This is a genomic window from Flavobacterium sp. (genome assembly GCF_028689845.1).
GTDB lineage: Bacteria > Bacteroidota > Bacteroidia > Flavobacteriales > Flavobacteriaceae > Flavobacterium.
Genome location: NZ_JAQVCH010000026.1, coordinates 26,627 through 37,729, shown reverse-complemented (window position 1 = coordinate 37,729; position 11,103 = coordinate 26,627). Strand labels below are relative to the sequence as shown.

13 protein-coding genes are annotated in these 11,103 nt (G+C 31.5%); 11 read left to right on the top strand and 2 right to left on the bottom strand.

Annotated elements, in window-relative coordinates; genetic code table 11:
• Window positions 1-201: 201 nt before the first annotated feature.
• The 3 genes from PHR76_RS10265 to PHR76_RS10255 are packed head-to-tail and all read left to right on the top strand — an operon-like array spanning window position 202 to window position 2,295.
• Window positions 202-879, top strand: coding sequence for a lysoplasmalogenase family protein (locus PHR76_RS10265; RefSeq protein ID WP_300061978.1), 678 nt, complete (start codon window positions 202-204; stop codon window positions 877-879).
• A gap of 1 nt (window position 880) precedes the next feature.
• The gene (locus tag PHR76_RS10260; RefSeq protein WP_300061975.1) at window positions 881-1,570 is read left to right on the top strand and encodes a hypothetical protein; all 690 of its coding nucleotides are present in this window, start codon (window positions 881-883) and stop codon (window positions 1,568-1,570) included.
• A 14-nt stretch (window positions 1,571-1,584) separates the two neighbouring features.
• On the top strand, window positions 1,585-2,295 hold the full coding sequence (locus PHR76_RS10255) for a lysoplasmalogenase family protein (RefSeq protein WP_300061972.1): 711 nt from the start codon (window positions 1,585-1,587) through the stop codon (window positions 2,293-2,295).
• Here the strand turns inward: PHR76_RS10255 and PHR76_RS10250 are convergent.
• Both PHR76_RS10250 and PHR76_RS10245 read right to left on the bottom strand, forming a co-directional pair.
• Window positions 2,241-3,155 carry a metallophosphatase gene (locus PHR76_RS10250; protein WP_300061969.1) on the bottom strand — a complete coding sequence of 305 codons (915 nt, stop codon included), beginning with the start codon at window positions 3,153-3,155 and terminating at the stop codon, window positions 2,241-2,243. The two genes, PHR76_RS10255 and PHR76_RS10250, sit on opposite strands and share 55 nt — an antisense overlap.
• An 8-nt stretch (window positions 3,156-3,163) precedes the next feature.
• Window positions 3,164-3,928: a 5'-nucleotidase gene (locus tag PHR76_RS10245; RefSeq protein WP_300061966.1), complete on the bottom strand. Its 765-nt coding sequence runs from the start codon at window positions 3,926-3,928 to the stop codon at window positions 3,164-3,166.
• A 127-nt stretch (window positions 3,929-4,055) separates the two neighbouring features.
• Between PHR76_RS10245 and PHR76_RS10240 the strand changes: the two genes are divergently transcribed.
• The 8 genes from PHR76_RS10240 (at window position 4,056) to recN (ending at window position 11,103) form a co-directional block, all read left to right on the top strand.
• Window positions 4,056-4,520: a hypothetical protein gene (locus PHR76_RS10240; protein WP_300061964.1), complete on the top strand. Its 465-nt coding sequence runs from the start codon at window positions 4,056-4,058 to the stop codon at window positions 4,518-4,520.
• 9 nt (window positions 4,521-4,529) lie between these two features.
• Entirely contained in the window at window positions 4,530-5,414 is an 885-nt protein-coding gene (gene dapA / locus PHR76_RS10235) for a 4-hydroxy-tetrahydrodipicolinate synthase (RefSeq protein ID WP_300061962.1), read from the top strand.
• Window positions 5,415-5,432: 18 nt separating this feature from the next.
• Window positions 5,433-5,942, top strand: a complete 510-nt coding sequence (locus tag PHR76_RS10230; RefSeq protein WP_300061959.1) for a ferritin — start codon at window positions 5,433-5,435, stop codon at window positions 5,940-5,942.
• 171 nt (window positions 5,943-6,113) lie between these two features.
• On the top strand, window positions 6,114-6,908 hold the full coding sequence (gene bamD, locus PHR76_RS10225) for an outer membrane protein assembly factor BamD (protein ID WP_300061956.1): 795 nt from the start codon (window positions 6,114-6,116) through the stop codon (window positions 6,906-6,908).
• 10 nt (window positions 6,909-6,918) lie between these two features.
• Window positions 6,919-7,236, top strand: a complete 318-nt coding sequence (locus tag PHR76_RS10220; protein WP_300061953.1) for a DNA-directed RNA polymerase subunit omega — start codon at window positions 6,919-6,921, stop codon at window positions 7,234-7,236.
• Between the two features lie 7 nt (window positions 7,237-7,243).
• Complete coding sequence (coaBC, locus tag PHR76_RS10215; protein WP_300061950.1) at window positions 7,244-8,482, top strand: bifunctional phosphopantothenoylcysteine decarboxylase/phosphopantothenate--cysteine ligase CoaBC; 1,239 nt, start codon at window positions 7,244-7,246, stop codon at window positions 8,480-8,482.
• Complete coding sequence (locus tag PHR76_RS10210) at window positions 8,475-9,362, top strand: DUF4835 family protein (RefSeq protein ID WP_300061947.1); 888 nt, start codon at window positions 8,475-8,477, stop codon at window positions 9,360-9,362. Before coaBC ends, PHR76_RS10210 begins: the two co-directional genes overlap by 8 nt.
• 88 nt (window positions 9,363-9,450) lie before the next feature.
• Window positions 9,451-11,103, top strand: a complete 1,653-nt coding sequence (recN, locus tag PHR76_RS10205; protein WP_300061944.1) for a DNA repair protein RecN — start codon at window positions 9,451-9,453, stop codon at window positions 11,101-11,103.

The following is an 11,103-nucleotide window of genomic DNA, read 5'->3' as shown; positions in this document are numbered from 1 at the left end:
ATGGTCAATGCCAATTAGAAATTGGGGGATTGTTTTAAACCAATTTAATCTTATATTTGACAAAAGGCTCAGATTATAAATCCAAGCCTAACTTTTTAACTTACACACTTTGTGGGATAGTGTCTTTTATTTTTTTAAAAATAGAATCAAATTTTAGGAATTCATCTTTTATTTTATAACTTTATTCTGAAATTTTTATGGATGAAAAGAGAAAATCAATTAACGGTTCTTCTGTTTCTTGTAGCACTAACTGAAATTATCTCAGAATATTTCAGGTTCTTGCCTTTGATATATGTTTTTAAACCTACTATTTCTGTTGTTTTAATGGCATTGTATTGGGTAACTTCTGCTAAACGCGAAGTGCTTTTTTTCTTAACTATTAGTACTTCCTTGCTAACGAATGTGTTATTTATTCCAAACGATATTCAGTTTATTTTTTTAGGTTTAATTGCTTTTGTTATTCATCGAATAATAAATATTTATTATATTATTAAACTTACAAAAATTAAAGATATTCTTCCCATTTTATTGGCTTCAGTTCCGTTTTTTCTGATTTTTTTCTACATTTTTATTGATACCGATTTGCTGTCTAAAGAAGTTTTTTATATTATGATTTTACATAATATTTTAATTTCCTTGATGGGTGGATTTGCGTTAGCCAATTATGTGTTGAATGAAAATAATCGAAGTATGTGGCTCACCATTTGTGTATTGTTTTTTGTAAGTCTTCATTTTTTAATCTTTATTGAAAAATTTTATATATCATTAAATATTTTTAGACCAATTGCCATGACTTTGAATACATTTGCTTACTATTCTTTCTATAAATTTGTTTTGGCAAATGAAACAAATAGTCAATCTTCTATTTTAGTTAACTAATATGAATAGTATACTCAATAATAAAAATTTTAAAAGTTTAAGCTTAGTATACGGCTTAATTATATTGATATTAGCGGTTGTAGCTTATCTAAAATTAGAAACGGGAGAATATGTTTTGCGAATGATTTGTATTCCAACTTTGATGGTTTTGTATTTTATTACTTCAAAATCAAAGAATAAGTTATATTTATTTTCCTTATTAATGGCGACTATTTCTAACGTTTTATTCATTCCAAAAGACTTGGTTTTTTTAAAATATGGATTAATTGCCTTTTTGGTTTATCGTATTATCACTTTGTATCTTGTCATGAAAAATTCGCCTAAACTAACTTTTTTTTCAGTGATTATTGGAAGTATTTTTTTTCTATTTCCATTGCTGTATTTCATTATTTTAATTGAAGATTCATTGGGAGATAGTTTTTTTTCGGGATTAATCAATATTATTTTGGTTTCTATTTTAGGGGGAATGAGTTTGACTAATTATTTATTAGAATCTAATTTTAAACATATTTCATTATTAACGAGCACATTACTGTATACTTTTTTGGTGTTGTTATTTGTGATTCAGAATTATTTTCTTTATATTAGGATTTTTGAGCCCTTGCGAGTAATTGTTTTAATGGCAGCACATTATTTTTTTTGTATGTATCTTTTGTTGACAGAAAACGAACGTGAGGAATTTAATTCATAAATTTAATTATAAGAATGACCAAAAAAATTACTGATTTGCTGAGTGTATTTTATTTTGTTCTAGTGGTTTTTTTGGCCGTTTCAGTTTACTATAATACAGAATTATTAACGTGCATTAGCCGAGTTTTATGTATGGTTTTAATCGTTGGAATTTATCTTTTAAATTCCAATAAAAAGGATAAAATATATTTATATTCATTACTGTCTTGCTTTATATCTGTCTTGTTGTTTTTTTTTAATCAATCGGAGACTGGTGTGTTGGCAGCAGGTTTATTCTTTATTATCTATAGGGTTTTAATGATTGATATTATTTTTAAAAAATCAAAAACGATTCGAGTAATTCCTGTTTTTTTAGGCTCTGTTCCTTTTTTTGCTTTTTTATTATATGTTGTATTTCTGACCCATTCTTCTTTAGGTCATAATTTTTACCCTGCAATTATTCATGTTTTGTTAATATCGTTGATGGCTGGTGTAGTGGTTTCTAACTATATTTTGGAAGATGATGTTAAAAATATTTGGCTTTTAACAAGCGTGCTGTTTTTTACTATTATGATTTTTGTGTTTATAATAGAACGTTATTATATTGAAATTGAGCTTTTTAAGCCGCTTCGAAGTGTTACGTTTTTTATAGGACAATATTTATTTCTGCGGTATATGATTTTGTCTGAACATCAAACAGTAATTGATTTGCCGTTGGAAACCATAGAGGAATCGGTATCAAAATAAAAATCGATGCGGCCTAAATTAATTCCGTAGCAACCTACTTGATTCACTAAAACATCTTTGTTGTCGAGGTTTTTTAAAACAGTTGGTTTTTCTAAAAAAGTGTGGGTATGACCGCCAATGATTAGGTCAATATCTCGCGTAAGTCCTGCTAATTTAACATCACAAATTTTAGTAGGTTCATTTTTATAAGCATAACCAAGATGTGATAGACAAATAATTAAATCACATTTTTCTTCGTGTTTAAGTTTCTTTACAACGTCTAATGAAATTTCTACGGGGTCGAGGTATAGGGTTTCTTTATACATTTTTTTGTCTACCAAACCTGCTAATTCTACGCCAAGTCCAAAAACACCAACTTTTATTCCGTTTTTATAAAAAATCTGATACGGTTTAACAAAACCATGCATGATCGTTTTTTCAAAATTATAATTAGCAGAAAGTATTTTGAAATCTGCATGAGGCATCTGAGCGGCTAAACCCTCTATGCCATTATCAAATTCATGATTGCCGATGGTGGTAGCTTCATAGCCTAATTTAGACATTAATTTAAATTCTAATTCTCCGCCATAATAATTAAAATAGGGAGTTCCCTGAAAACTATCCCCTGCATCAAGTAATAGTACATTTGAATTTTCTTTTCGAATTTTTTCAATTAAAACGCTTCTTTTTACAATGCCAGCTTGGTTAGCATATTTTGGATGATCTGCCGGAAAAGAGTCAATATGACTGTGCACATCGTTCGTGTGTAAAACCGTTAAATGCCTGGTTTTACTAGTTTCAAAACTGGTTAGCGGAATTCCTGATAAGCCAACTAAAGCACTAGTAGCCGCGGTATTTTTTATAAATTCTCTTCTTTTCATGGTGCTTTTTACTTCGATTCAATAACAATTCTAGGTTCGGGTGAGGCAATCACTTGATCAACGGATTTAAAATAATCAATTAAAACATTTCTAATTTTATAATCTAAATCAAAAACGCCTTCATTCTTTAAAAAGAAAACCATACTGTCGCCGCCATTTGATAAATAATCAGAAGTGGTCACATAATAAATTTGTTCTAAATCTAATCCTTTTCCATCAATACTAATCGATTTTAGTTGTAGATTTTCCTCTAAAACTATTTTTATTCCGCTTAACGGATGCGGTTTTCGTTCTCTAATCAAATAGTCTACGAGTGTTTTAATTTGAGTTCCTTTTAAAGCAACAACAATCATGTTATTCTCAAAAGGCATTACTTCAAAAGCAGTTCGAGTCGTTACATTTCCTTTTGGAATAATAGAGCGAATTCCACCATGATTCAATAAACAAATGTCTACCTTTTTTTGGTAACGTTTTAAGAATAGTTGATTGCTTTCTGTCATGCAAACATCGGCCATAAAATTACCAATATTAGTCTGCCAATCTCCTTTGCTTTTATCCAAAGTCACAGGGCAATAAGCCAAAATACTATCTAAATCTTTATTGATGTGTTCCCGATAAGGTTTTATGAAGTTTTCTATTTCAGCATTTTTTGCCGTAGTGTCGGATACAATTATTTGCTTACCTTCAATTTTTACAATTTCATAAGAAGACTTACAGCTGAGCAGTAAAAATGAAAATGTTATAATTAACACAAAATGTTTCTTTGCAAGCATATAGTTTTTTAGTTTTAGCATCGAAAAAACAACTTTAATTCAGTAAATTTGTAAACCAAGTAAAGGTACGATGTTTTTAAAATTTTTTAAGAATTTTTCCGCAAAAAGAATATTAAATAAAAGTTCATTGCATGTTAATACCGAAGTTTCTAGTAAACCTATTCAAAAAGTTGGTTTATTAGTGGACGAAACCTTTTTTTTAGAAAAAGACAAATTAATTAATCTGCTAAAATCAAATGGAATTACAGAAAACAATTTAACGGTTTTAGCATTCAAAAAGAAGTATAAAAATAAGGAAATTGTTCCCTATCCTCATTACAGCAAAGCAGATGTGTCTTGGTTAGGGACGATTGAGAATAAAGAGGCGTTAGGTTTTATTAGTGAAGAATTTGATTTACTGATTAATTTTTATGACCAACGTCAAATTCCTTTAGTCATCGTTACCCATCAATCTAAAGCCGATTTTAAGGTTGGATTTGCTACGGTTGACAAACGGTTAAATCATTTTATGATTGACTCACCGATGGAAGAGTATACCGTTTTTGTAGAAGAACTGTTTAAATACTTACGAATATTAAATAAAATAAAATAAAATTAGGATATGCAATCGCTTATAGGAACTGGAGTTGCTCTCATTACACCTTTCAAAACAGATTTTTCAGTTGATACAGAAGCTCTTGCTCGTATTGTTGATTTTCAAATTGAAGGAGGAATTGATTATTTAGTTGTCTTAGGTACAACCGCAGAAAGTGCTACACTCTCTGATTCAGAAAAAAACCTAGTTATTGAAACGGTTATAAAGGCCAATAAAAACAGATTGCCTTTAGTTTTAGGAGTAGGAGGAAATAACACAAATCAAATTGTAGAAGAATTGAAAACCCGCGATTTGTCTTCGTTTGTTGCAATTTTGTCGGTTTCTCCATTTTACAACAAGCCAACGCAAGAAGGTATTTATCAGCATTTTAAATGTATTGCAGAGGCCTCTCCGTTACCAATAATTCTATATAATGTTCCAGGTAGAACGGCAAGTAATATGACACCTGCAACAGTGATGCGATTGGCTCATGGATTTAAAAACGTTGTGGCTATTAAAGAAGCTGCTGGCGATATTGTGCAAGCGATGAAATTAATTCAACATAAGCCTAAAGATTTTCTAGTCATTTCTGGTGATGATATGATTACATTACCGATGGTTTTGGCTGGTGGAGCCGGAGTGATTTCTGTAATTGGAGAAGGTTTTCCAAAAGAGTTTTCACAAATGGTTCGGTTAGGATTAGAAAAAAATGCATCAGAAGCCTATGTTTTTCATTATCGGGTTGCGGATGCCATCGATATGATTTTTGAACAAGGAAATCCAGCAGGAATCAAAGAAGTTTTCAAAACCTTGGGATTATGTGAAAATACGGTTCGTTTGCCTTTAGTAACCGTCAATGAAGAGTTGGCCAAGCGTATTCAAAACGAAGTAAAAAAAATTACCAATTCATAATAAAGTAAATTAAAAAGTATGTTATCAGAAAAAGTATCAGAAGCATTGAATAAACAAATAAAAATGGAAGGCGATTCTTCGCAAGTTTATTTAGCTATGGCATCATGGGCAGAAGTACAAGGGTTTGAAGGAATTTCAACTTTTATGTACACTCAATCGGATGAAGAGCGAATGCACATGTTGAAACTTATTAAATATGTAAATCAACGCGGTGGTCAAGCAAAAGTCGGAGCTACATTAGAACCAACTTTAGATGTGACCAATTTTAAAGCCTTATTCAAACAGTTGTTACAACACGAAATCAAAGTGTCAGAAAGCATCAATAATTTGGTAGGCATTACGCTAGATGAAAGAGATTTTGCAACGCATAACTTTTTACAATGGTATGTGGCAGAACAAATTGAAGAAGAAGCTACAGCTCGATATATCTTGGATAAAATCAATTTAATTGGCGATGACAAAGGGGGATTATACCTTTTTGATAACGAAATGAAAAATTTTGTGAGTCCTGCTGCGAACGCACAATAAACAATAGGTTAAATAAATGATAAAAGTAGTCTAAAACAAGACTACTTTTTGTTTTTTTACACCTGAAAAAGACTCTAAAAAAAATGTTTTGTAATCTGCAATTAATGACTAAATTTGCAGTTCGATTTTTGGAGTAGTATTTACCTTCAAATCAATCATAAAATCAAGCTAATGAATAAATTGTATTTCTTATTCTTATTTTCCGTCATGTTAATTTCCTGTGGACCGTATCATGCGGCTATGAAAAGCGAAGACGTTGCCGTGAAATATACCATGGCTGAAACCCAATACAATGCTAAAAAATATGATAAAGCAATTCGTTTGTTTGAACAAATTGCTCCAGCTTATCGCGGAAAGCCACAAGCGGAAAAATTATTTTATATGTATTCGCAGAGTTTATATTTAACGAAACAATTTTATTTAGCAGGTTACCAATTTGAAAGCTTTACGGCTTCTTATCCAAAAAGTGAAAAAGTAGAAGAATCTGCCTACCTAGGTGCTTTTTGTTATTCGAAATTGTCTCCTGTTTATTCGTTAGACCAAGTCGATACCTATAGAGCAATTGACAAAATGCAAGGTTTTATTGATAATTATCCAGAGTCATCCTACCTTCCTGATGCTAATGTAATTGTGAAAACACTCCGCGAAAAAATTGAAAAGAAAGCGTTTGAAAACGCCAAACAATACAATACGATTTACGATTATAAATCGGCGATGGTTGCGTTTGATAATTTTATTTCCGATTATCCAGGAACACCTTATAAAGAAGCTGCTTTGTATTATAAATTTGATTCCGCTTATTATTTAGCCATTAATAGCGTTTCATACAAAGTACAAGAACGATTAAAATCGGCTAAAGAAGCGTATGATAAATACATTAAAAACTCTAATTCTTCTGAATACAAAGAAAAAGCAGATGATTTAATGGAAAAATTAAACCAAAATTTACAACAATTTTCAAAATAGAAAGAAAGTCATGGATTTAAAAAAAACTAATGCTCCGGTGAACACGATTACCTATGATAAAAGAGTAATTGAAGAGCCAACAGGTAATGTGTACGAAGCAATCACGATTATTGCAAAAAGAGCGAATCAAATTAATTCTGAAATTAAAAAAGAATTAATCGAAAAATTGGAAGAATTTGCGACTTACAATGATAGCTTGGAAGAAATTTTTGAAAACAAAGAACAAATTGAAGTTTCTAAGTTTTATGAAAAACTTCCAAAACCACACGCTTTAGCGGTTCAAGAGTGGTTAGAAAGTAAAATTTATTACCGCGATACTACCAAATAAGAACAGTATGTCAGTTTTAAAAGGAAAAAAGATACTACTGGGAATTACTGGTGGAATTGCTGCTTATAAAACTGCTAACTTAGTTCGATTATTTATAAAAGCAGGTGCTCACGTGCAAGTTATCATGACACCTGCTTCTAAAGAATTTGTCACACCTTTGACACTTTCTACACTTTCTAAGAATCCGGTTTACTCCGATTTTTATAACGAAGAAACCACGCCTTCTTTAGAAGAGAAAACAACTCAAAATCCCGTTTGGAATAACCATGTTGAATTAGCTTTAGCAGCCGATTTGATTTTGATTGCCCCCGCAACTGCAAATAGCTTGTCCAAAATGGCCAACGGTGTTTGCGATAATTTATTGTTAGCAACCTATTTGTCTTCAAAATGTCCTGTATATGTTGCTCCAGCAATGGATTTAGACATGTATAAACACCCAACTACCGCAGCGAATCTTCATAAACTCCATTTGTTTGGAAACATTATTATTCCTGCAGAAAAAGGCGAGTTAGCTAGTGGATTGGAAGGAGAAGGCCGAATGGCAGAACCAGAAAATATCATTATTTTTATAGAAAATCATTTATTGGGTCAGCTACCACTTAAAGGAAAAAAAATATTAATAACAGCTGGACCTACCTATGAACCGATTGATCCTGTTCGTTTTATAGGAAATCATTCTACTGGAAAAATGGGTTTTGATATCGCTACTCAAGCCGCACTTTTAGGTGCAAAAGTCATTTTAATTAGTGGGCCAAGTCATTTGCAATTGAACGATGTTAACGTGAATTTGATTCGGGTTACCACCACTGAGGAAATGTATGAACAAACCCACCGCTTTTTTGACACTGTAGATATTGTGATTGCTGCCGCCGCTGTTGCCGATTATAAACCGAAAAAAGTAGCTACACAGAAAATAAAAAAGACAGAAGATACGTTCTCAATAGAGTTAGAAAAAACTAAAGATATATTGTCTTCATTGGGTAAAATCAAAGAAAAACAATTTTTAGTTGGATTTGCCTTAGAAACTGAAAATGAAATTGAGCATGCGAAGTTGAAAATTCAGAAAAAAAACTTAGATTTGATTGTTTTAAATTCACTTAATGACAAGGGAGCTGGATTTGGAAAAGCCACGAATAAAGTTACCTTTATTGATAAATCTTTTGAGATAACCCCAATGGAGTTAAAATCAAAAGAAGAAGTAGCTCTAGATATTTTAAATAAAATTATAGAATTAAACCATGCATAAAATAATATTTATTTACATTTTGATGTTCGTTGGAATAATCCAAGGACAAGAACTTAACTGTGAGATTAGTATTAATTCTGACCGTATTACCAATATCAATAAACAGATATTTAGAACGTTGGAATCATCGTTAAATGAATTTGTAAATAAAACAAAATGGACAACCCAAAATTTTAATCAAAATGAGCGTATTGAATGCTCGATGTTTATCAATGTTTCCGAAGTAGATAATACCACTTTTACAGCAACCATTCAAATACAAGCGGCTCGTCCTGTTTATAATTCAATTTATACGTCTCCCATTTTTAATTATAACGATAAAGATTTTGTTTTTAAATATGTAGAATTTGAAAGTCTGAATTTTAATCCAAATAGTTTTGATTCCAATTTGATTTCGGTTATTGCTTTTTATAGTTATATGATTTTAGCCATTGATGCCGATTCATTTGAATCACTAAAAGGAACTCCTTATTTAGAAATGGCTCAAAATGTAATGAGTATTGCCCAAACAGGCGGTTATAAAGGATGGACACAATCAGACGGTTTACAAAACCGCTATTATATGGTGAGTGATTTTCTTTCCAATACCTTCAATCCAATTCGAAATGCGTATTTTGAATATCATGTAAACGGACTTGATAAAATGGCAGACGATTTAAAAGGAGGTAAAGAAAATATTAAGTTAGCCTTGATGAATTTATCCAAGATACAAAATGTTCGTCCAAATGCTTTTTTAACCCGTATTTTCTTCGATGCTAAATCAGATGAAATTACAGATATTTTTAAGGAAGGACCAACTATTCAAGCCGCGGAACTAGTAGATGTTTTAAATAGATTGTCGCCCTTAAATGCTTCTAAGTGGTCCACAATTCGGTTTTAATAACTTTGTTTAAATAAACCTTTTTTCATCGCACTCTTTTTTGATATTTTGAGTACCTTGCAGTAGATAATTTGCACGTAAAACAACTATGCTAATTTCTTTGTCCATTCATAATTATGCTTTGATTGAAAAGTTGTCTATTGACTTTTCATCTGGGTTTTCTACTATTACAGGAGAAACAGGAGCAGGAAAATCCATACTTTTAGGAGCTCTCGGATTGGTTTTGGGAAAAAGAGCCGATTTATCATCTCTAAAAAATAAGGAAGAAAAATGTACTATCGAAGGTCATTTTTCAATTGCAAAGTATCAATTAAAACCTTTTTTTGAAAAACATGATTTGGATTATGATGACGTTACTATCATCCGAAGAGAAATTTTACCTAGCGGAAAATCAAGAGCTTTTGTCAATGACAGCCCTGTCAATTTACCCGTTTTAGTAGAATTAAGTGAGTTTTTATTAGATATACATTCTCAACATCAAACCCGTGAATTAATAGAAGAAAATTTTCAATTTGAAATTTTAGATGCTGTAGCGTCTAATCATACTTTGCTCGGAACCTATCGCATTCAGCTCAAAAAGTATCAACACCTTTTAAGCGATTTGGCTAGAGAAAAGTCACAATTAGCAGAACAAGTAAAAGAACAAGATTATACGCAATTTTTGTTTTCAGAATTAGAAGAAGCTCACCTGGTTGATGGTGAACAAGAAGAAATGGAAAGCCAGTTGCAGCAATTGAATAATGTAGAATTAATCAAAGAACAATTAGATAAGAGTTTAATGGTTCTTGATAATGAGCAGTTTGGAGTTTTGTCTCAAATTAACGACTGTAAATTAGCCCTCCAAAAAATAGCTTCTTTTTCAGCCGAATTCAAGCTGCTCTTTGAGCGATTAGAGAGCACTTCCATCGAATTGAAAGATGTCACTACTGAAATAAGTCAACTCGTAGAAACGGTCATCAATGACCCCGTAAGTTTGGCATCCATTTCACAAAAGTTGCAATTTATTTATACGTTACAAAAAAAACATCAAGTGCAAACTGTTGCAGAATTGTTGCAAATTCAAGCCGATTTAGAAAGCAAAGTAAGTTCGTTAGATCTGTTAGAAAAGTCAATTGCGGATAAAGAAATTCAAATTGAAAAAGAAAAAGGAGTTCTAATTGATTTAGCTGAAAATATTCATCAAAATAGAAAAAAGAATGTTCCAAGTTTGATAGAAAAGTTAACTGCTATTTTAACTCAGTTAGGTATGCCGATGGTTCAATTTAAAATTGAATTGAAATTAGTGCCTACTTTTTTTACGAATGGAACAGAAGAAATACAATTTTTGATTTCAACAAATAAAGGTTCTGATTTTGGTTTAATGAAGAAAGTTGCCTCTGGAGGTGAGCTTTCTCGAATTATGCTTGCTGTGAAAGCGGTTTTGGCTAATTATTCCAACTTGCCGACCTTGTTATTTGATGAAATCGACACTGGTGTTTCAGGAGAAGTCGCTAATAAAATGGGCGATATTATGAAAGAAATGAGCGGTTATCGTCAAATTTTTGCCATAACTCATTTGCCACAAATTGCCGCCAAAGGCAATCAACATTATAAAGTATTTAAAACAACGGTAGGTCAAACGACTACTTCAGAAATCAAATTATTATCCAATGAAGAACGTGTAATTGAGATTGCACAAATACTTTCAGGAAGTGCAGTATCAGAATCAGCCCTTAATCATGCAAAAGCGTTATTAAATTGA

What these genes read in the sequence shown, in the direction of transcription:
- PHR76_RS10230 (WP_300061959.1), top strand. Translation starts at nt 5,433, where the DNA reads ATGTTATCAGAAAAAGTATCAGAAGCATTGAATAAACAAATAAAAATG.
- PHR76_RS10255 (WP_300061972.1), top strand. Translation starts at nt 1,585, where the DNA reads ATGACCAAAAAAATTACTGATTTGCTGAGTGTATTTTATTTTGTTCTA.
- coaBC (WP_300061950.1), top strand. Translation starts at nt 7,244, where the DNA reads ATGTCAGTTTTAAAAGGAAAAAAGATACTACTGGGAATTACTGGTGGA.
- PHR76_RS10250 (WP_300061969.1), bottom strand. Translation starts at nt 3,155, where the DNA reads ATGAAAAGAAGAGAATTTATAAAAAATACCGCGGCTACTAGTGCTTTA.
- PHR76_RS10265 (WP_300061978.1), top strand. Translation starts at nt 202, where the DNA reads ATGAAAAGAGAAAATCAATTAACGGTTCTTCTGTTTCTTGTAGCACTA.
- PHR76_RS10245 (WP_300061966.1), bottom strand. Translation starts at nt 3,928, where the DNA reads ATGCTTGCAAAGAAACATTTTGTGTTAATTATAACATTTTCATTTTTA.
- PHR76_RS10260 (WP_300061975.1), top strand. Translation starts at nt 881, where the DNA reads ATGAATAGTATACTCAATAATAAAAATTTTAAAAGTTTAAGCTTAGTA.
- bamD (WP_300061956.1), top strand. Translation starts at nt 6,114, where the DNA reads ATGAATAAATTGTATTTCTTATTCTTATTTTCCGTCATGTTAATTTCC.
- recN (WP_300061944.1), top strand. Translation starts at nt 9,451, where the DNA reads ATGCTAATTTCTTTGTCCATTCATAATTATGCTTTGATTGAAAAGTTG.
- PHR76_RS10220 (WP_300061953.1), top strand. Translation starts at nt 6,919, where the DNA reads ATGGATTTAAAAAAAACTAATGCTCCGGTGAACACGATTACCTATGAT.
- PHR76_RS10210 (WP_300061947.1), top strand. Translation starts at nt 8,475, where the DNA reads ATGCATAAAATAATATTTATTTACATTTTGATGTTCGTTGGAATAATC.
- dapA (WP_300061962.1), top strand. Translation starts at nt 4,530, where the DNA reads ATGCAATCGCTTATAGGAACTGGAGTTGCTCTCATTACACCTTTCAAA.